This is a genomic window from Paenibacillus sp. 598K, assembly GCF_003851045.1.
In the GTDB taxonomy this organism is placed as follows: Bacteria; Bacillota; Bacilli; order Paenibacillales; family Paenibacillaceae; genus Paenibacillus_D.
In genome coordinates, this window is sequence record NZ_BFBX01000018.1 from 35,883 (window position 1) to 56,781 (window position 20,899).

The window sequence follows — 20,899 nt, forward strand, 5'->3', positions numbered from 1 at the left end:
TTGGTCATAGATCAGAATGGTTGCTTAAAAAAGTATGGTATATCGATCTGGTTCGCTGCACATTTCAATAAAATCGGGCGTCTCTAATACGGTTTCATGTATAGTCGAGCTGCCATCACTGAAATGCTCTACAAAGTTAGTCGTCTTGGGATTAGTACGTAAACTCGTAATGATGTCTGGTAAAATAATGCCTGATTTGATAGCTTGAAAAAGAATTACGTCTTTGCTCAAAAAGGAGAGGGGAGGGGCGAACGATAGATTTAGACCTGGTGCGTCTCGTAACACTTTATTCTTCAATCTATTAACACCATAATCGCTGGTTGCGATAGATATATTTGAAATCTCACTTGGATAATGATTGAGCAAAAGGAAAGCCAAAGTAAGAATTGAAACTTCACCAGCGTTTTTCTTCGTCGTTTTTGTATCGGTAACTCTGGTGAAAAATCCATGTTCATAATATAGTTTAATCCAATCTTCAGGTAAATCATCCATATCGACAGATTTATATCGATTGAAAAATTTTTGAGATTCACTAAAAGGAGCAGCTATACGGAAGAGATTAAAAAGCATATTTTCCTTAAATCCACTTAAAGGAAGATAATCTTCAGATTCATCAACAAAATAAACGGAAGAGGGGATGGAGGATACATACTCAACTTTTCCAGAATGATGTTCATATTCCGCATAGATCCAACTTGGTATAAGAACCATGTCGTATGCTTCAAACATTTTAGCTTTCGGAAGCAGCTGTTCATTTTGATAAAGAAACTGGATATTTCCTGTGTCCAAGATTAGGATTTTTACATTTGATTTCCCTCTCAGGTCGCCTTCTAAATCACGATAACTCCCCATCCGACCTCTCCTTTAATCCTGTCTGAACATTCTTATATTGTGCCTCCCATTCCTTTACAACTTTCAAGTTATCTCGGTACAACTCTACGTCAGGATGTTTTTTGAGTTGATTGCCTATCGCATTGATGATCGAATTTAGATTGGTTACATAAGAGGGTTGAATCAAATTGTCATCTAAAGCAAGATCCTTGAATAATTTCTTCCAATCAGAGAGGCTATATCGGGAATCAAAATGCTTCTTAACTTCTTTTTGAAGATAATCATTCTGACTTCTTTTTGCAGTTTGGTACAGTTGGATTAAGACCGCTTTATAGGGAGCTTTGAATGATTTCATGCAATGTGCTACTTTAACATTGAAATCTTCGAAGGTTAATGAGTAGAAGTAGTCTAGCAGATCAGATTGCCCGAAAATCATTTGGCTTGCAAAGTAGTCTGCTTTACGTTCATTTAGGTCAAACTCAGTAATAATTTCATAGTTCTGATCATGATGAAGGCTGATTTCTTCCTGTTCCGTAAGATGATAAATTTCATGCCAATAAATGAAGTATTGATAGATTCTGGGCTGCGCAGTGTTAATGATCGGCACAGCTTTGTTCCCATGAAATTTTCGAATTGCACCGCCCCAATTTGTATCAGGGATGGGCAACTCAATGAGATTATGCTCTCGTAATATCGCTAAAGCTTGTTCCTCAATCGGCAGAAACTTCCACTTGATTAACCGTCTTTCAATTAGCATAATGTGCTGCTGAATTTCTTTGTGAATCTCTTCATTCCTTTGAACCGTTTCATCTAAGTTTTCACTTGTTATTCTCACCTAAATGCCCCCGTTCAGTTAGACATACATCGAATAAATATCCAGCACATTATCTAGTCCATTAAGCAAATCTTGTGCTCTTTCATTCTTTTCTTCATCTATACCATGGTCTGAATAAGAATAAGCGGGTTTTTGTACTTTCTGTGTATTATTAAAAGTACGGGGGACTTCAATAAGCTGCTCTGGCGAAAGCTGCAGGATCTCATTGATTTTTAATATTTGGGCATTAAAAGTAGTAGGGCTCGGACTTTCACCTTTCAGGATTAGATCAATTGTTGGTCGTGAGATTCCAGTTAAAGTCGAAAAAGATCGCTTGGAATATCCCTCTTCCACAAGGAAGTTGTGCAAATTTTTTGCAATCGTTTGTTTATGGTCAAAATAGTTTACAACAGGGTTCATATATCAACACCTCAATTCACGTTATATTTTGATTATATCTCATTCCACCATGAGTTGTAAAAAAAAATTTTACCACCCATAGGCATCCATAGTATATGCTAAAATTCAAAATTTATACCATTGAATCTGAGCTCTTATTCTATTCGGCCTTAGAAATTAGAAAAGACTCCTCTTTTTAATGAGGAGTTCACTTCTCAGCCGCTCATACTCAATCTCCACAAGCTTGATAAAATCCGAAGGTTTAATTTGCAGCGCTTCACATAATTCGAATATTTTATGTACAGAAGGCTCGCTTCTGCCAGATTCTATTTTCGAGATATAGGCACGATCCGCTTCATGGATGCCGGCCAGATCTTCTTGGCTGAGGTCACGCTTCATGCGCAGGGCTTTTATCGTCTTGCCGATAATTTGCTTGATGAGTACGGAATGATTGTCCAAGTCAGCAAACTCCTTTTCGATTGCTAAAATTATTAATTGTCAATAAAAATGAAAAGCGAAACAACGGCATATTGCCTTGTCTCGCTCTCTTTCCCTCGTTTATTCCCCAGATAGTTGCTCATACTCAACCTCAACCAACTTTATAAAGTCAGAAGGCTTTATATTTAGCCCTTTGCACAGATCGAATATTTTGGTGATGGAAGGCTCGTTGCGGCCGACTTCAATCATGGAGATATAGGATCGGTCGACGTTGCATTCGTGGGCCAAGTCTTCCTGACTTAATCCCTTTTTGATGCGTATGGCTTTCACGGTTTTGCCGATGACTTTCTTTAGTGAGATGGACGGTTCGCTCAAGGAAAATTACTCCTTTTAAGTCCATTATCAATTTGATATAATAATCGAAACAGATAAAGTATTCAACAAGGAGAGAAAAATTTACTATTTAAACATTATAGACATCTCACTCACTCTCTACACCCTAACCAAAGGAGCGGGCAGACGGATGCATCGGATACGAAGAGCGATGGAGCGCGAGCGCCGCAAGCTGAATGAGCTGGGGATGCAGTCGCTGGCACAGGGTGTGCCGTTGTCCCACAATCCAGAGGTGCAGGCGCAGAGCCGCAAGGTGGATGCGTGGACGGGTCTATATAGCCGGTGGAAGAGAGCGCATACGCATCGGGGTGAGATAGACAAGGGGGAGAGGATCATCGAGATCCCGGTATGGTTCCGTCAAGCGATCCGACGGCGGCTGATGGGGGTCGTCGCACAGGCCGAACAGCACCCCGGGCTGAGCCAGCTGCGGGGCGAGGAAGAGGAGACGTACGAGACGTTGTATGCCAAACTCTCGGATACACAGGCATTCACTGTCTATACGGCATGGGAGGAGAAGCGCTATCGCTACGAAGCAGCCGTTCAGGAGTTGCTTTACCTCAAGGGCGTCCAGGATGGCATGGAGCTGGCAGTGGGGATGCTGAAGCTTCCGCCGACGTCTGAGGACGAGGGCTTGTGACCGGCTGGCGAGTTCCCCATTCCTCCTGCTGGATTTCGCATGTTTTACGCCTTGGCGGTTGCAATTCGCCTTCTTCCTGTGAGACAGGGTCATGCTTATCGCACGCAAGCAGGGGTGATTTCTCTACAGATGTTTCTCATGTCAGAAATCAATGGGGGAATTGAAAATGAGTAAAAGAGCTTTTATTATTGCTTTTAGCACTTTCGCGGTTTTAATAGTAGCCCTTTTTATTGCGGATCGTAACATAGAAAGAACATTAAGGGTGGATGGTGATCGTGTAATCTATACAGATGCAAAGGAACTAGCAAAAATGGTTGATCTGGTAGTTTTAGCAACAGCAACAGGGAATTCAGAAAATATCAGATATACTGTAGATGGCTTTCCTGAGGGTTACACTCTTTCTGAAATTCACATTAGCGAGATTTTAGAAAATCGAAACGGGGTAGAACTTTCCGACACAATAACAGTTGTGGAACCGACATATCTGTTCAGAAACGGCATTGAGCTTGGAGAAACTCGCTACACAATTGAGGGTTACACGCCTCTTGTGAAATCAGCAGAATACATTTTATTTTTAGAATGGAATGAGTACAGAGGAGTATATGAGATATATTCAGCCGATCAGGGTAAAGTTAATACAGATAATAAGGATACATTTGAAATACAAACCGTTTCAGAAGAGAACCACCTTGATATTCTTCATCGCTCAGTAAAATCACTGTATCTCCAATAAAAACGTCAAAATCAATTTGGACTGATCGTTTCAAAAGCGATTAGTCTTTTTTATTGCGGTAGAGGCTAATTCATGCATGTGATGTTCAGACCTAATAGCTTGAAATCCCGACCTCGTTCCTACAATCACCATAAACAATTGCCCCTTTTCTAATCAAAAACTAGAAGTTGAAGTTATTCATGGTCTCAAAGCCAGCCGCGTTTTTTATTCTCCTGTCAGGATAAAATGGTATAATGAAGGTAATAAGGAATGGAGTGAGATGCTCATGTTCGAGTTGCTGGATCCGCGTGTCGATGTAATCTTCAAACGAATCTTTGGCAGTGAGCATAATAAGGATGTGCTGCTGGCTTTTTTGAATAGCACATTCCGTGAGGCTGGCGAATTGCCGCTAACCGAGATTGTTCTGCTTAATCCATACACTGAGCCAGATAGTCCAAACGATAAGCAGTCGATTATGGACATTAAGGCAAGGACAACCAAGGGCGAGCTCCTGAATATCGAAATGCAATTGTTTAATCCGTATCATATGGAAAAACGAACGTTGTTTTATTGGTCTGAAATGTACTACCATCAGATATCTAAGGGCGGCAACTACAACACGTTAATGAAATGCGTGACCATCAATATACTGAATTATTCATTCCTTCCTAACGATCGTTACCATAGCGTGTTTCATCTACGCGAGGATCGCACAGGCATTCGGCTTCTGGATGATATCGAGATTCACATCATAGAACTTACCAAGCTGAGTGAGCAGGCGGCTGAGCTTGAAGATGGTAGTTTGGTAAACTGGCTACTGTTTTTAAAGGGTGTAGATAAATCCAATTGGGAGGTGCTGACGATGAAGGAGCCAATGTTGAAAAAGGCGATGGATACGCTTGAATTTCTAAGTCAGGATACTGCAGCGCGCATGGCTTATGACGCCCGGATGAAGGCATTGAGCGATGAGCAATCCCGAATTGAGGGAGCCAAGGCTGAAACAAGTAAAGAAATTGCTATCAGACTTTTGAATAGAGGAATAGACCTTCAGACCATTTCGGAAGCAACAGGATTGTCCGTGGAAGAAATCAAAGTGCTGCGCTAGTTATCGACGAATGCCGGAATGGCAAGGGGGACAATACCATGGCAAACGATCAGTATTCCGATCTCATCCTGGCCGATCTGATCAAAGCGGGCTATGAGGGAGATGAATTGCTGGCCAAATTCCGCGAGAAACAAACCGCGCTCGCGGAGCTGTCCAGCATTTAATCCATGAATCTCAAGAAGCAGCCCATCAACAGGACAAGGATAACGACCCAACCAAAGAGCTGTTTGGCGATGTAATGTAGGATTAGCCCCCGCTTTCCCCAAAAAGAACGCAGCTTAGCCCAAAGCCAAGCTGCGTTTTTCTATCGTCTCCTCCCCCCAAACCCAAAAAAGCATACCGTACAAAAAAAGCAGATGCCGCGAAAACCGATGATGCATACCACCCCAAAAGATAGCGATTGGACCGCGATTCCTTCCGTGCTACATTCATACCGCAAGCGGTACTGAGCGTTAAGCGCAAGGGAGGAGGTGAGGAGTTGAGAGCCGTATCGCAGCATAAGTGGTGGAGGGCGCTGGCGCAGGACCGATTTTTATATGTCCTGTTGGCGCCGGTGTTGGTCTATTTGCTCATCTTCAAGTATCTGCCCATCGCAGGCGAGATGATCGCGTTCAAAAATTATCGACTGGCCGATGGCATCTTCGGGAGCCCGTGGGTCGGGTGGGCGCAGTTCCAGAAGCTGTTTGCCAGCCAAGAGTTCTACACGGTATTGCGTAATACGATTGTGCTGAATGTGTATCAGCTTGTCTTTGCCTTCCCTGTCCCGATTGTGTTGGCGATTCTTCTTAACGAGGTCCGGATCGAGTGGTACAAGAGAACGCTGCAAAACCTGTTGTACATTCCGCATTTCATCTCCTGGGTTGTGCTGGGGAGCATCGTGATCGCGCTGCTGTCGCCGTCGACTGGCTTCGTCAATTTCATGCTGAAGGCGGCTGGGCTGGACCCGGTCTATTTCATGGCGAGTACGACGTGGTGGCCGGTGGCGTTCATCGCCTCGAGCATCTGGAAGGAGGCGGGCTTCGGCACGATCCTGTACTTGGCGGCGATGGCGGGGATCGACCCAACGCTGTACGAGGCGGCCAAGATCGATGGAGCGCGCAAGCTTCGGCAGATCTGGCATGTGACGCTGCCGGGCATTCGGAGCACGATTGCGATCCTGCTCATCCTGCAGACGGGCAACATGATGGATGTCGGCTTCGAGCACATCTATGCGCTCAGGAATGCTTCGGTGACGAGCGTGTCCGAGGTCATCAGCACCTACGTGTATACGAGAGGGATCGTCAATTTGCAGTATAGCTATACGGCGGCGCTGGGATTATTCCAGTCGGTCGTCGGCTTGGCGCTGGTTCTGTCGGTCAATCGACTGATCAAGCTGCTCGGCGAGCGCGGACTATGGTAGCGGGTAGACGAAGAGGGGAGGGACAACAGCGATGAGACCGCGCGGACTTGCACGATTGCCGGGCATCGTGAATAGCGTCTTGCTTGGATTATGCGCCTATGTGACCTTGTTTCCGTTTGTGAACATTATTATGGTGTCCTTCAGCAGCAGCCGCGCGATTACTTCGGGCGAAGTGTTTATGTGGCCAGTGGAGTTCAATCTCGAGGCGTACATGAAGCTATTCAAGGACGGGCAGCTGCTGATTGCGATGCGCAACACGATATGGATTACCTGCATCGGAGTCATATTTAATATAGTGATGACGATCATGGCCGCCTACCCGCTGTCCAAGAGTCGCTTGCGGGGCAGGAAGCCGTTGTCGATGATCATCCTGTTTACGATGCTGTTCAGCGGCGGGATGATTCCTAATTTTTTGGTCATTAACGAGCTCGGGCTCGTCAATACGTATTGGGCGTTATGGCTCCCCGGGCTGATGAGCGTCTACAATATGTTTGTGATGAAGTCTTTTTTTGAGGGTCTGCCGGAGGAGCTCGAGGAGTCCGCCTCCATCGACGGCGCCAGCAGCCTGACGATTCTGTGGCGTATTGTGCTGCCGTTATCCAAGCCGGTCATCGCTGCGCTGACGCTGTTCTATGCGGTGGGCTGGTGGAACTCGTATATGCATGTGCTCATCTACATTCGGAGCACGGATAAGCTGTCCCTCATGGTCAAGCTGTACCAGATGATTGCTCTGGTCAGCCCCGAGCTGTTGCGCGGCGAAGGAGTGAGCGAGGTGCTGATCACGCCTGAGGGGATACGCGCCGCAGCGATCGTGATCGCGATTACGCCGATTCTGTGCGTCTATCCCTTCCTGCAAAAGCATTTTATCAAAGGCGTGCTGCTGGGCTCTATCAAAGGGTGACGAAGGGACAACAGCGATCGGACAATCGATTCCGTGACCGTAGATGTAAATTTGGGAGCGGCCTCATAAGTAGCGCGAATGCAGCTTCACCTGTGATATAATGGAAAAATTCGGGAGGGTCTTCAGATGATAAACAATCGGGTAAGCAAATGGTTGATCCTGTGTTTGGTAAGCGTATTCATGCTCTCGGCATGCACCGGCAATGGAGGGAATACCGGGGGTCAGGCAGGCGCTAACGCGACTAAGGAGTCAGGGGGAGCTGCGGCAATCGGGAAGGAATCGGAGAGCGATCCGTACGCCTCGCTGCCGCGAGCGGTCAGCATCTCGATGTTCGACCGCGGGCAGGTGTCCAGCGATGAAGGCACGTATGAGGAGAACCGCTGGGTCGACTGGATACGCGAGCAATCCGGCATCGACGTCAGCATCGTCCCGGTGCCCCGCAATCAGGCGCAGGATACGCTCAATATTATGTTTGCTTCCAAGCAAGCGCCTGATCTCGTATGGGATTTTGACCGCAATTATATCGGTCGTCTGGTCAGCCAAGGCGTGATCCAGCCGATCGGCGATTATATCGAGCAATACAGCACGGCCTACAAGGCGTATCTGGAGCAAAACCCGGATCTGTTGCCGTATCTTATGTTCGACGGAGAGATCTATGCGATGGCGGCCAAGAGACCGGTCAATTCGGTTGCCAACCATGGCATCTGGATTCGCCAGGACTGGCTGGAGGAGTTGCAGCTCGAGATGCCGGAGACGAAGGAGGAGCTGATCGAGGTCGCCGAGGCGTTCAAGACCAGCTATCCAGGGGTTACGCCGATCGTCGGCTACACGATGCAGGATGTGTATGCGGCGATGCACGGGGCGATCAGCTATCTGTGGTATCTGGACGATGCCGGGCAGATGCGATACGGCGCGACGACGGATCGGTTCGCTGCGGCGATCGAGCTGGAGCGGGAGCTGTATGAGCGAGGTCTGGTCGACCTGGAATACCTGACGGATAGCAACAATCAGCGGGCCCATCAGCTATGGGCGACAGGCAAGGCTGGCATTTTCATCTCGCAATGGGGCTCGGGCACGGTCGATTCCCTTAATCGGGACCTGCTGACCAATGTGCCGGAGGCCGATCCGGTGGCGATGCCTGCGGTAGCATCGGAGTTTGGGCGTTACGGCTATTTCCAGGAGTCGCCGCCGCACTTCTATATTGCCTTCAACAAGGCTATGAAGAACCCGAAGGCCGCAGTCGAGTATATGGACTGGTTGATCGAGGACGGATGGTTCACCTTAATGCATGGGTTGGAGAATGAGCACTACAAGCTCGTCGACGGCGTGCCGCAGGTGATAGACCCGAACCTTCGGACGAAGGAGGTAGCCTATGCGGCCGAATACGCCGTTCTGCGCAACGATACGTTCCAGCCGGAGCATCTGCTCATCCAGGCGGCGCAAGACGAGCTGTCGCAAGACATCGCGCGGCGATCGGCCGACTCGCTGGAGAAGGCGATGGCCTTCGAATTCCGCAGAGATATTCCGTACCAGCCGAACTTTGACGAGATCAACGAGATCCGCGCTTCGCTCGATACGTTCATCGACGAGGTTAGAGCGCGGACGGTCATGAACAGCTCGGGGTCAAGCGGCCAGCAGGCGCTGGCGGAGATCCGGGCGGAGTGGGAGCGGCTGGGCGGCCCAGAGGCCGAGCGCATCGCACAGGAGTGGTACGAGGCTAACAAAGACCAGTTTTGACAGGACGGACAGGGGGATGACAGGGTGCATAACGGGCTATTGAAAAAAACGGCGATTACGTTTACGGTGCTGCTGACAGTGGTGGTCGCCGTCGTAGCCCTCATGTCCTACTGGGTCATCAACAAGCAGTTGCGGCATCAGCTTGTCGATACCCATCTTGAGTTGCTGAGGCAAGTGGATGACAAGCTGGAGCTCATGCTCAAGAGCATCGACAAGTCGACGATCAAGCTGCTGCGCAGCAAGGAAGCGATCCATTTCTTCGAAGCGGAGCGGCAAGAAGGCAGCTATCAGGAGATCGCGTATCGCGCCAACAGCATGCTCGAGGATCTGGTCAACAGCGACGACTATATCTCCTCGATCGACATGTTTTCTTTTGTGCGCCAGCGTTTCCTGTCAGGCGCTGTAACGGTCAATGATACGGAGTCGTATGCGGATAAGCAGTGGATCTATCCGTTCGAGAGCTACGAGGGCTTCTCGGATTGGCTGCCGACGCGCCGCGTGCCGATCGATGAGGTGCGATTCGGCTCGTATCACAACGTCGTCACGCTGGTGCGTACCTATCCGCTGCTGCATTCGCCCGGGTCGCGGCGCGGCGCCGTTGCAGTCAATATTAAGGAAGATCGGCTGTATGCCCTGATTGACGATCTTGGCCCGAGCAGCATGAACACGTTTATCGTCGATCGAGAGGGCCATGTCATTTTGGACCGGGACAAGAGCAGACTGGGGCGCGACGTGAGCGAGACGCCATACATAAGGCGCATCCTGCAGAGCGGTGCCCCGGAAGGACATTTTGGCCATGCGGTCAACGAGGTGGCATCGGCCGTATTTTTCGCCGAGGTGGCGTATGCGGACTGGTACATCGTGCGGGTCGTGCCCGACATGCAGCTCAATCAGCCGGTGATCGCGATCCGTAACGGGTTGTTTGTGCTGGTGCCGATCCTGCTGGTCATCGCCGCCTTGCTGACGATCGTGATCAGCCGCTGGTCGTTGAGGCCGGTGCAAGGCTTCCTGCACAGCATCTCCAGGCATGTGACGGCCCACCATCCCCAGTCCGGCTCTGCCGTGCCAAGCTATGAGTTCGGCTATCTCGAGCGAGCGGTAGAGAATATGGTGTCCAGCAGCGAGCAGCTGCACCAGCAGATGAACGAGAGCAAGCCGATCTTGAGGTGGCAGCTGCTCACCGAGCTGTTGTCCAACTACCGCCGCAGCTTCACCAACGTCAGAGCCTATATGGATATGCTGGGCATCAAGCTGTATGAGCATCAGCTGGTCGCGATGGCGATCGAGTTCGACAACAAAGCCGAATTTGACCAACCGAGCGATCTGCGTTTGTATGCCTACGCCCTCTGCAATGTAGCAGAGGAGCTCATCAATGCGGAAAATCTCGGCGTTGCCGTCGAGCTGGAGGATGGCGCATGCGCCGTCATTATGAGCTTCAGAGATCCGGTGGAGGCGGAGCAGCAGCTGATGCGGGCGGTCTCTGTCGGAGACTTGATCAAAAATTACGTCAGCGATAACTTCAAGCGGACGATCTCGATCGGGATCGGCTTGCCGGTCGATGACATCCAGGATATCCATCTGTCGTATGGGCAAGCGATCGAGGCGCTGTCCTACAAGATGATCATGGGGCAGGATGCGATCATTGCTTATGACGATCTGCCGCCGCAGGGGATAACCGCGTATCATCGGTTATTTGCCGCGACCGACCAGATCACAGGCGCGCTGCGCACCGGCGATGCCGCCAGTATGAAGGCGCTGATCGCCAAGTGGTTCGATGCGATCGCGGCGCAGAACGTGCCGCCTCCGATCATCAGGCATCTCGTCGTGCAAGCGCTGATGAAGGCAGCCAACGAGCTGGACGATCTCGGCGTCGATCGGGAGGGGCTGCTGGCGCGTCACAATCCGTATGAGATGCTCGACCGTTATGAGCGTCTCGATGAGCTGGAGGGCTTGATCGGCAGGATCTTGCTGGATGCGCTCGAGCGGATCCGGGCCAAGCGCGGACGCCGGGAGCGCAACGCGGTCATTGATCAGGTGCTGGAGTACATCCATGACAACTATATGCGCAGCGATCTGTCGCTTAATCTGCTGGCCGATCAGTTCGGTCTCAGCGTCTCGTATATTAGCAAGCAATTCAAGGAGCAGCAGGAATGCAATTTTATCGATTATCTGATGGAATACCGGATGGAGAAGGCGCGCCACCTGCTGCAGAGCTCGGATGCCAAGATCAGGGAGGTCTCTGAGCGGCTGGGCTATACGAACGTGAACAGCTTTGTGCGCATCTTCAAAAAAAGCACCGGCATGACGCCGACCGAATTCCGGGAGAAGCAGACAACTGTCCGACAGGACGATATTCCGAGCTGATACGCACGAATAGAAAGCACGACAAAATACGATCCGGTGGTGAAATAGATGGTCAAAAAAATGATCGGTTATGCGGTGATTGCCGCTCTCGCATTGCAATTGATCGCAGGGCTCGGCAAGCCTGACGTGGCTGCGGCCGTGACAAATGATTTTGCCGAAATGCTTGGCGACTTCGAAAGCGGCGTCTCTCCATGGACGTATGCATCGGGCGATGTGTCCAATATCGCAGGCAGCTTCGAACGACTCGAGACCAATGATGCCTATGTGGGAGATTATGTCGGGCGGTTAAGCGGCAGCTTCGCTAACGCGCCCTCCGGCAATGCCTACGTCAGAGCGAGCCGGATCATCAGCGGCATCGACGCGACGCAAATCTCGTTCCGGGTGAAGACGTCAGACGTCAAGGCCGTTAAAGTGAGAGTCGTCGACGGCAGCGGGCAAGTGTTCCATCATAACAAGCCGCTGGCAGCGACCAGCGACTGGCAGCAAGTGGTGTTGCCCGAGCTGACCTCAGGCGTGTATTGGTCGGGAGCGAACAACGGAGCGTGGACCGGGATGATCCGCGAGCTGGTCATCATGCTGGATCGCAACGATATTACGAACGGTACGAGCGAGGGCACGTTGTGGATCGACCAGGTGACGGCCCTCGTCCCGACGCCCGAACCGGTGGAGCTCCCCGTGGCGCTCGGCAATTTCGAAGCGACGCATGACGTCTGGAACTACAATGCGGGCGATCAGCCGGGCATCGTCGGCAGATATGAGCGGATCGAGACGAACGATGCGTATGACGGGGACTATGTCGGGAGGCTAAGCGGCGACTTTGCCAACACGGTTCCGACCCAAAATGCCTATGTCAGTATGGCCAAAATGCTGGGAGGCATCGACCTGGCCAAGGTTTCGTTCTGGGTCAAAACCTCCGATCTAAGGGCAGTGAAGGTGCGGACGACAGACCATACCGGACAAACGTTCCACCAGAGCATCCCGCTGAAGGCGAGCGGCGATTGGCAGCAGGTCATCGTGCAGCAGGTGACCTCAGGCACATACTGGGGCGGCGCCAACAACGGACAGTGGCAAAGTCCGATGCGGTCCTTGACGATTATGCTGGATCGCAATGACATTACCAATGGTACCTCCCAGGCCAGCATGCTGGTCGATCGATTCACGGCGGAGGAGAGCGCATGGGATACGGAATTGCGTATCGAACAGGAGAAGCTTGGTCATGTATACGTGAGCGGAGAGTCCATTAGCTTCCCTGTGCGCACCGACGGAGATGCGCTGGCATGGCGTGTCCTGGATTTCTGGGGAGCGACGGTCAACATGGGGACGGCAGTCGTATCGGACGAGAGAGCGGTCATTGCCTTGCCCCCGTTGAATAACGGGTATTACGAGATGGACGTCACCGCTTCGAAGGCAGGAGCATGGCTCGCCGACAAGACCGCTTCGTTTGCTGTTGTAGGTCCATCGCTTGATTTGGATCAAGTGGCGCATTCGCCATTTGGGATCGGCACCCACTTCGGTCAGTGGTGGTCGCCAGAGATGATGCCGATGTTGGAGAAGCTCGGGGCCAAGACGTTGCGGGACGAAATGTACTGGTATGCCGTCGAACCGACCAAAGGCACCTATGAAATACAGCCCAAGCATGAAGCATATATGGAGGAGGCGGCCAACTACGGGCATGACTCGCTGTTTATTATGTCGTTCAACAATCCCAACTATGACGATGACTTCACGCCCTACTCGGAGGAAGGTCTGGCGGCATTTGCGGATTACGGCGTGGAGGTTGTGGAGCGATTCCAAGGGCAGATCAAGGCGGTGCAAGTGTATAACGAGTACAATATCTCCTTCTCCTCGGGTCCTTGCGCGCAGCAAGCGGCGTGTTACTTTGAGATGCTGAAGGTAGTGTATCCGAAGCTCAAGGCGGTGGACGAGGACATCATCGTCATCGGCCCATCGAGCGCAGGCCTCGATTGGGAGTGGCTGGAGGAGCTGTTCCAGATGGAGGATGAGGATGGCAGCGCGCTGGACTATCTGGATGCCCTCTCCGTCCATCCTTATCGATTCCCGCGTCATCCAGAGGGAATGGAAGCCGAGATGACGAGGCTGCAAAACTTGATCAAGCAATATAATGACGGACAGCCCAAGCCGATCTGGGTGACGGAGTGGGGATGGCCGACCCATGTCGACAGCAATGGCGTAAGCGAGGAGACGCAGACGGCCTATCTGTTGCAGAGCACGGTGCAGCTGCTGGCGGCGAATGTGCAAAAGATGTTCTGGTACAACTCGATGAACAAAGGGATGGACCCGTCCTATGTCGAGGACAATTACGGCATCTTCCGACATCCGGACGATCCCAAGGGTAAATATGCGCCTAAACCCGCATATGCGGCCTACGCGGCCTTGACTCGTCAGTTGACAGGCGCGAGCTATGTAGCAGCGGAGCAAGCGCCTGCGGGCATCAAGAGTCACCTCTTCGACAAGGATAACGCAGAGCTGCGAGCGATGTGGTCGGATACGCCGCAGACGATCAGCTTGGCGGCTCCGGCCGGACTGACCGTGACCGATGCGATGGGTCATCAACAAACGCTGCTGCCTACGACTGGCGCAGTCAGTCTGACCTTGACGCCCTATCCGGTATTCGTCGAGGGTACGGTAACTCAGGTGGCGGACGATTCGGTATTTGCGATGACGACATCGGATACGATTATCGGCGCGCCGATGCCTGTCGCCGTCAGCATCGATAATACCTCCGGCTCCGAGCCGTTAACCGCCGAGTTCCGCATGTATGGCGTCTCCCATACGTTGACGGCGGATGCCGGACATCTCGCGGAGCTTGCCGTTACCGTCCCTGGAGGCTCGGCCGAGCAGGAGCTGACGGTGCAAGCCGAGGTGTGGGTAGGCGGTCACCGGACGGGGCGCTTGTCGTCGACCAGCCGCATCGTCCAGCCGATAGCGCTGGATGTGAAGCATGTGTGGAGCGATGGGGAGGAGCTGCTGCGTCTAGATCTGACGAACAGGTCCGCTCAGACGATGAATCTGGATCGGATCGAATGGTCGGTGGGGGACGAGGCGATGCTCGACCAACCGACAGTCGGGCTGACGGCAGGCGGTACGGCGCAGATCGACCTGACGCTCCCCGTGCTGACGCCAGGAGACAGCACGTACCAGGTGGCGTTGATCTGGACAGAAGGGATGCCGACCGTCAAGCAGGGGCCGTTGTCGCTGCTCGACCCGGATGAGCTGCCGCTGCTGCCCTACGGACAGCCCGTGTGGAAGGACGCTGTCAATTACAACACGATCGATCTGTTCCTGGACGGCAACCACGATTGGCTGCCCGGTTATGGCGGACAGGCGGACTTGAGCGGGTCGATCGGCGTGCATTGGGATGAGCAGGCGCTGTATGTCACAGGCACGGTCGTCGACGATGTCCATAGTCAGAATGAGACGGGCGTGTCGATATGGCGAGGGGACTCCATCCAGTTCGCCGTAACCGCCGGCTTGCCGGGCGAGCGCGCATCGATGCATGAGTTCGGCATGGCGCTGACAGCCGAGGGGCCGCAGTTCTATCGCTCGATCAGCATGAGCGATCAGCCGGTCGGTCCGGTGGATCAGGGCTTCGATCTGATGATTGAGCGCGATGAGATGGAGCAGGTCACTTATTACTATCTGGAGCTCCCGTGGACGGAGCTGGCCCCTGTGATGACCTCGGACGGTTGGCTGTCGTTCTCTGTCCTCGTCAATGATAATGACGGAGCGGGCCGCCGCGGCTGGATCGAGTGGGGCGCAGGCATCGGAGCGACCAAAAACCCGGCGTTGTTCAACGGGATGATCTTGGCGGCACCCGCGGCGGAGGGACCGTGAAGGTCATATCTTACTGCGTTCTTATTCATAACGAAGACCATTCGCTATATTCTCGATTTGGTTCCAGTCTTCTATGACCAGGCTTTGTCGTGATTTATGGATGATACCCGCAATGTGAAGTCTCTGAAGGACTCGATTAAGATGTCTGGGCGTGGTGCCGATTACAGAAGCGATGTCAGCGATATGAGGAGAATAGATTTCTTGTCCGAAAGGATCGTTCCCTCGCGTAGTCAACAGGTAACTGGCCAGACGTTCTTCAACAGTCGCTAACAGATTAATACGCGACGCAGTCGTGCAAGTCTGCAGCTTGTAAGCAAGATGTTCTAAAAGCAAGTTTTGAAAAACGGTTTCTTGCATGATTTTACGATGAACGAATGTTTTGTTTAGAAAGATGAAGCGGGAGGAGGTTGCGGCGTCCACCCGCGATTGAACAGGGACATTACGGATGAGTTCAATATCGCCGAATATGGATAACGGTCTGCCAAAACGAAGCAACAACGATTTCCCTGTAGCTATGCTGCTCGATACTCGTGATGCTCCTTGGACTTGAAGATATAATCCATCGAGCTCGTCGCCTTCTTGCATAATATTTTCACCCGGATTATATTCTCGCAGATGAATATGCTCAGGCTGAGTGGTATGCGCTGACAGGAAGGACAAGGAATATGTAATTAGTTCCTGTTGAATGTCGTTGGACCGGTCAATTATTTTCATTCTGTCACCTCTATTTGGTCATCTGTCCTTTTCATTATAAAGGAAAGGCGTATGATTGAATCAAGGAGGAAGAGTGAGATGAAGGTTGTGTTTGATTTGGATGGAACGATCTGTTTTCGAGGGAAACCGTTGAGCAAAAGGATGGTCAGAGAGCTTGATTTACTTATGGAGGAGGGGCATCATATAGCCTTTGCATCAGCAAGGCCTATCCGAGACTTATTGCCGATATTGCCTGCAAAATATAAACGCCTCCCTATGATTGGCGGCAACGGCGCTTTTGTCTACGCTGAAGGCAAAGCAATGAAGATCCATCAGTTTACTCCAGAGTTGTCTTCGCGGATCAAGGAGCTGCTTCTACGATTCGAGGCCGAATATCTGGTCGATGGCAGTTGGGATTATTCTTTCCATTGCAGTTTTGAGCATCCCATACTGATGAATGTAGATCCAGCCAGAAAGGCGTGTCGGCTAGCGTTGGAGGAATTGGAAAGTATAGTGAAGGTTGTGGTGCTTGGAAGCAAGGATATGGAGCGCCTGTATGATGAATTAACGAGATTGCCCGTTCAATTGTACATGCATGGAAAGGAAAACATAGTAGACATTAGTCCCGGTCATATTGATAAATGGTCCGGTTTGCAGGAGCTGGGATTTCAGCCGACTGCTTTTATAGCCGTTGGGAATGATGCCAACGATATGTCGATGTTTCGTATGGCTGGCCGCTCGATCTGTGTTGGCGATCATGAGGACTTAAACAAAATTGCGACGAGTCATGTGTGTTCTGATGAAGAGGAGGTTATTACGGCTATAAATCGGATGAGGATAGAATTACGCAACGAATAGTTATATTTGTTATTTGTACAACAAAAGAACCTTCGCTCCTGCTGCAGATAGGGGGAAGGTTCTTTTGCCTAGCTCCAGTATTTTTTTATGATTTCATCTCGACCGGAGTAGACGCGCGAGGCTTTATAGTGCTCGGGATCTTTTTTGTGAAAGTTCTGGTGGTACTCCTCCGCAGGGTAGAAGACAGATGCGGGTTCGATAGCTGTGACGACCGGCTGGCTAAAACGCCCGGACCGATCGAGTTCGGTTTTGGATCGTTCGGCAAGCATACGTTGCTCTTCGGTATGATACAAGATGACAGCGCGATACTGGCTCTTGCGATCATTACCTTGACCAACAGCATCGGTAGGGTCGATCTGCGGCCAGTAGAGCTCCAATAGTTTTTCATATGGAAAGATGTCGGGGTCGTAGGTTATCTGTACAACCTCGAGATGGCCCGTCTCGCCGGTAAGCACTTGCTCATACGTCGGGTTCTCGACAGTTCCGCCCATATATCCTGACAGGATGCCGTGAATGCCTGGCTGTTCTTCAAAAGGCGTTACCATACACCAGAAACATCCGCCAGCAAATGTCGCAACCTCTTTCATTGGCATAACCTCTTTTCATGGATGTGAAAATCATCTGTAGATGTGACTATAACGATCGCAACGCGAGCGCGAATTCATACAAGAAATAACAGGAGAAGCCGATAAGCATTAGGCCGGCTACAACAGACACGACCTGAATCATCCGCCGACTCATGATTTTGCGCGTAACCGCGACAATGGATAGCAGACCGAGATCGTGCGCCAGAATACCGCTCAGCACGCCGCTTGAAGCAAGAATAAAAGTGCCGTAATGGTCTGAACTGTAGGAATCAGACAAGACTGCACCGAATACGGACACCCAGAAGACAAGATTGCCAGGAGAAACTGCGACCAGCAGGCCGTTACGGTACGTCTGCCAGAACGATTTGTTCGTTTTCTCGTCGGCGGGGGTAATATCCTTGTCTGCACTCCGGATGGAATCATAACCGAGATAGGCTAAAAAGGCTGCGCCGATGATCCACAAGGGAACTTGCACATAAGGGATGGAGAGGATGGAGGCGAATCCGAAAACCATAGCGAAAATGAGAGCCAGATCAACCGTCATGCCTCCCAGTCCGACGGCCCATCCGTGCATAAATCCATTCTTTAAGCCCTGCTTGGTCATTTCCACCGTAATGGCGCCCACTGGCATGGCAATCGCCAAGCCTATCAAAAAATACTTGACATACAAATCCATGGTGCTTTCCTTTCTCATGGTGAGATTGCAATATGACATTGAGTGTAAAGCAAATGCATAAGAAACACAAGCGATTGGAGTGTTCAATGATCAGCCATAAAATGCCGCTCCAGCCTGCGGCTTAGCCACCAGCAGACGGCTACGAGTAAGAGAATCAGCGCCAGCTCCCAAGGCCGCTCCATGAAGCGCTGCACATCATGACCGACGTAGGACACATAAAATACCATGATGGCCTTGCCCGGCAGCAGCGCCAGCAGATAGGAGCGTAGCCGCATACCCGCTGCCGCCGCAGCGACGTTCACTGCAACAAAAGGCCCTGCCGGGAACAGGCTGAGCACAAAAACATAGCTGAACGCATTGCGTCTCGCCCACACTAACGCACGGTTGACCTTGGGCTTGCCTGTCCAGCGCTGGACATATCTCAGGGATGAGGCCTTTTGCACCAGGATAAAGGTGGTGATGCAGCCGCCTACAATCCCTAACCAGGAATAGAGGAATCCTTGCCACAAGCCATAAACGGCAGCGTTGAGCCCGATAATCACCATCGTGGGCAGGGGAGGTACAAAGGACTTCATGAAAGTAAGGAAAATGCCCGGCAATGGACCCCATGCGCGAAAGCGCTCGAGCCATTCACCAAGATCCGCTTCGGACCATGAGAGCAATAAAGCCAATGTATTCATCAGACGGGAAGCTCTCCTTTACGCGCCATATTAGACGTACCTATCTATACAATAACAACATCCGAGCGCTGCGCCAACTGTGTCCAAGATCATAACCTCCGCTCATTCGATATGCTATAATTAATTGTAAGAAAATAGTAGATCTTATCGGAGGCGGAACCATGAGCGATTATAGGGCAACCCTGGAGGAACGATATGCGGAGCAAGTTAGCTTTAAGCTGATCGAAAAAGACGCCGAACAATTTTACGCCGCTCATGCTCTGGAAGACTGTTATACGATGGGGCAGGAGCTATACCAATCCGGTAATTATCAAGTTCAGGAAGCGGGCGTATATTTGCTCGGTTATGCCGCTACTGCTAACGACAAGGCGCTGTTGTTTCTGAAAGAAGAAGTGAGTCGACATGACAACTGGCGAGTGCAGGAGGTATTGGCCAAAGCCTTTGATAGGTATTGCAGCCTCATTGGGTATGAGACCGCATTGCCCATCATAAAAGACTGGCTGGCGAGCGATATCGCCAACACGCGGCGAGCGGTTTCGGAAGGATTGAGAATATGGACGGGCCGGCCCTACTTTAAAGAGCATCCCCAACTGGCGATCGATTTGTTAGCTGCGCACAAGGAAGACGAAAGCTTGTATATGCGCAAGTCGGTCGGGAATGCCTTGCGCGATATTAGCAAAAAACACCCAGCGTTAATCGCAAAGGAACTAGAACAGTGGAATGTATCGTCGAAGGAAATAAAACAGGTGTACAAATTAGCAAGCAAGTTCATTGCGCAGGAGTAGGGACAGTGATACAGTTGTGCATTTCCCGTACAGTGGCCATATCGGGCACACAGTTGTATCGGTCGTGTTTTCACTTCCGCAGCTGCGCAGCGAAATGCTCATACTTGGGATACAGCAAGGGGGCGGGGATGCCGTGCTCCTTGCCGCAGTCATAGACACTTTTGCACACATAGATCAGATCGTCGACATTACTATGCAGCTGCATGATCCGCCGCGTCAGCTCGTTGTTGGCGAACATTCGCTTCATCAGCCATCCGGCGATCCGAGGCGGGATTGTGTAGGGCAGCAGATCTTTCCTGTAATGGCGAAACGAGACGCCTCGTGCTTCGATGATGCGGATGGCCTCGCGGATCGTTAATACGCTCTCCATCAGAGCTTTCGACGAGGTCATTACCGTTTGAGCGGCACGGGCAGGGTCGAAGACGTCGCCGTATTTGGCCGCCGTCGTAATCACGCCGGCATTGATGGCCATGTGTATCCAGATCCACGCCAGCATATCATAAGGAACCTCGGTTTTTAGATGGCAGGAGGAGAGCAACGCCATCAGATCGGCATAGTTGGCGATGTTCGCTTTTTCCTGGCTTTCAAGCATGAGGTGGCCGAAGAGGACGCTGTCCAATACACCATGCTCGATACTCCCGCCCGCAACAGGATACCCCAGGATATATGGCCTGTGGCCAAACCACTGATCCACCACGGACTTTTCCTCCCATATTCCATTCAACACGATGATCGTTCCCTGCAGGTTGTGCTCATTCAGGGTCTGGATGGCTGCAGCCAGCTTCCCCGCCGACACGCTGATTACAATGAAATCATAGCTGTTATCGGGCTGTGCAAAAGCAAGAGAATACTCAGCCTGCTTTGCCTCTCCTTTACCGTTATAACGGCCATCAAACAATTTCACCGTCAGGCGGCTTGGCGCATCGGCCTGCTTGTTCTCTCGGATAAAGTGTTCAACCGTGTGCCCGGATGCTTGAAATACATAGCCGTAGGTTGTACCGATAACGCCTAGGCCCACCACCAAGATTCTCATAT

21 protein-coding genes are annotated in these 20,899 nt (G+C 51.2%); 11 read left to right on the top strand and 10 right to left on the bottom strand.

The window, feature by feature from the left end; translation table 11 throughout:
* Positions 1 to 24: 24 nt before the first annotated feature.
* The 5 genes from PA598K_RS08295 to PA598K_RS08315 form a co-directional block, all read right to left on the bottom strand.
* Entirely contained in the window at positions 25 to 852 is an 828-nt protein-coding gene (locus PA598K_RS08295; RefSeq protein ID WP_128656503.1) for a hypothetical protein, read from the bottom strand.
* Positions 836 to 1,666 (bottom strand): hypothetical protein, encoded by an 831-nt coding sequence (locus tag PA598K_RS08300; protein WP_128656504.1) that lies wholly within the window; start codon positions 1,664 to 1,666, stop codon positions 836 to 838. The genes PA598K_RS08295 and PA598K_RS08300 overlap by 17 nt, the downstream gene beginning before the upstream one ends.
* Before the next feature lie 18 nt (positions 1,667 to 1,684).
* Positions 1,685 to 2,065: a helix-turn-helix domain-containing protein gene (locus PA598K_RS08305; protein WP_128656505.1), complete on the bottom strand. Its 381-nt coding sequence runs from the start codon at positions 2,063 to 2,065 to the stop codon at positions 1,685 to 1,687.
* Between the two features lie 156 nt (positions 2,066 to 2,221).
* A complete protein-coding gene (locus PA598K_RS08310; protein WP_128656506.1) occupies positions 2,222 to 2,503 on the bottom strand; it encodes a helix-turn-helix domain-containing protein in 282 nt (93 codons plus the stop codon).
* A 99-nt stretch (positions 2,504 to 2,602) separates the two neighbouring features.
* A complete protein-coding gene (locus PA598K_RS08315) occupies positions 2,603 to 2,857 on the bottom strand; it encodes a helix-turn-helix domain-containing protein (protein ID WP_260405315.1) in 255 nt (84 codons plus the stop codon).
* A 148-nt stretch (positions 2,858 to 3,005) separates the two neighbouring features.
* Between PA598K_RS08315 and PA598K_RS08320 the strand changes: the two genes are divergently transcribed.
* The 9 genes from PA598K_RS08320 (at position 3,006) to PA598K_RS08355 (ending at position 15,585) form a co-directional block, all read left to right on the top strand.
* Positions 3,006 to 3,512: a hypothetical protein gene (locus PA598K_RS08320; protein WP_128656507.1), complete on the top strand. Its 507-nt coding sequence runs from the start codon at positions 3,006 to 3,008 to the stop codon at positions 3,510 to 3,512.
* 166 nt (positions 3,513 to 3,678) lie between these two features.
* A complete protein-coding gene (locus PA598K_RS08325) occupies positions 3,679 to 4,245 on the top strand; it encodes a hypothetical protein (RefSeq protein WP_128656508.1) in 567 nt (188 codons plus the stop codon).
* Between the two features lie 265 nt (positions 4,246 to 4,510).
* Complete coding sequence (locus PA598K_RS08330; protein WP_128656509.1) at positions 4,511 to 5,329, top strand: Rpn family recombination-promoting nuclease/putative transposase; 819 nt, start codon at positions 4,511 to 4,513, stop codon at positions 5,327 to 5,329.
* 38 nt (positions 5,330 to 5,367) lie between these two features.
* Positions 5,368 to 5,493 carry a hypothetical protein gene (locus PA598K_RS37835; protein ID WP_260405316.1) on the top strand — a complete coding sequence of 42 codons (126 nt, stop codon included), beginning with the start codon at positions 5,368 to 5,370 and terminating at the stop codon, positions 5,491 to 5,493.
* 314 nt (positions 5,494 to 5,807) lie between these two features.
* Complete coding sequence (locus PA598K_RS08335; RefSeq protein ID WP_260405317.1) at positions 5,808 to 6,728, top strand: ABC transporter permease; 921 nt, start codon at positions 5,808 to 5,810, stop codon at positions 6,726 to 6,728.
* A 31-nt stretch (positions 6,729 to 6,759) separates the two neighbouring features.
* On the top strand, positions 6,760 to 7,629 hold the full coding sequence (locus PA598K_RS08340) for a carbohydrate ABC transporter permease (RefSeq protein WP_128656510.1): 870 nt from the start codon (positions 6,760 to 6,762) through the stop codon (positions 7,627 to 7,629).
* 126 nt (positions 7,630 to 7,755) lie between these two features.
* Complete coding sequence (locus PA598K_RS08345; protein ID WP_128656511.1) at positions 7,756 to 9,366, top strand: extracellular solute-binding protein; 1,611 nt, start codon at positions 7,756 to 7,758, stop codon at positions 9,364 to 9,366.
* Positions 9,367 to 9,390: 24 nt separating this feature from the next.
* A complete protein-coding gene (locus PA598K_RS08350; protein WP_128656512.1) occupies positions 9,391 to 11,730 on the top strand; it encodes a helix-turn-helix domain-containing protein in 2,340 nt (779 codons plus the stop codon).
* Positions 11,731 to 11,778: 48 nt separating this feature from the next.
* A complete protein-coding gene (locus tag PA598K_RS08355) occupies positions 11,779 to 15,585 on the top strand; it encodes a glycosyl hydrolase (protein ID WP_128656513.1) in 3,807 nt (1,268 codons plus the stop codon).
* Between the two features lie 21 nt (positions 15,586 to 15,606).
* Here PA598K_RS08355 and PA598K_RS08360 read toward each other — a convergent pair whose 3' ends face one another.
* Positions 15,607 to 16,299, bottom strand: a complete 693-nt coding sequence (locus PA598K_RS08360; RefSeq protein ID WP_128656514.1) for a Crp/Fnr family transcriptional regulator — start codon at positions 16,297 to 16,299, stop codon at positions 15,607 to 15,609.
* A gap of 78 nt (positions 16,300 to 16,377) precedes the next feature.
* Between PA598K_RS08360 and PA598K_RS08365 the strand changes: the two genes are divergently transcribed.
* Positions 16,378 to 17,136, top strand: a complete 759-nt coding sequence (locus tag PA598K_RS08365; RefSeq protein WP_128656515.1) for an HAD-IIB family hydrolase — start codon at positions 16,378 to 16,380, stop codon at positions 17,134 to 17,136.
* Between the two features lie 68 nt (positions 17,137 to 17,204).
* Here the strand turns inward: PA598K_RS08365 and msrA are convergent, their stop codons facing one another.
* The 3 genes from msrA to PA598K_RS08380 form a co-directional block, all read right to left on the bottom strand.
* Entirely contained in the window at positions 17,205 to 17,723 is a 519-nt protein-coding gene (gene msrA / locus PA598K_RS08370; protein ID WP_128656516.1) for a peptide-methionine (S)-S-oxide reductase MsrA, read from the bottom strand.
* 46 nt (positions 17,724 to 17,769) lie between these two features.
* A complete protein-coding gene (locus PA598K_RS08375; RefSeq protein ID WP_128656517.1) occupies positions 17,770 to 18,399 on the bottom strand; it encodes a LysE family transporter in 630 nt (209 codons plus the stop codon).
* An 83-nt stretch (positions 18,400 to 18,482) separates the two neighbouring features.
* Entirely contained in the window at positions 18,483 to 19,079 is a 597-nt protein-coding gene (locus PA598K_RS08380) for a TVP38/TMEM64 family protein (protein WP_128656518.1), read from the bottom strand.
* Positions 19,080 to 19,240: 161 nt separating this feature from the next.
* Here PA598K_RS08380 and PA598K_RS08385 point away from each other — a divergent pair, with 161 nt between their 5' ends.
* Positions 19,241 to 19,864: a DNA alkylation repair protein gene (locus PA598K_RS08385; RefSeq protein WP_128656519.1), complete on the top strand. Its 624-nt coding sequence runs from the start codon at positions 19,241 to 19,243 to the stop codon at positions 19,862 to 19,864.
* Between the two features lie 70 nt (positions 19,865 to 19,934).
* Here the strand turns inward: PA598K_RS08385 and PA598K_RS08390 are convergent, their stop codons facing one another.
* The gene (locus tag PA598K_RS08390) at positions 19,935 to 20,897 is read right to left on the bottom strand and encodes a ketopantoate reductase family protein (RefSeq protein ID WP_128656520.1); all 963 of its coding nucleotides are present in this window, start codon (positions 20,895 to 20,897) and stop codon (positions 19,935 to 19,937) included.
* Positions 20,898 to 20,899: the final 2 nt, after the last annotated feature.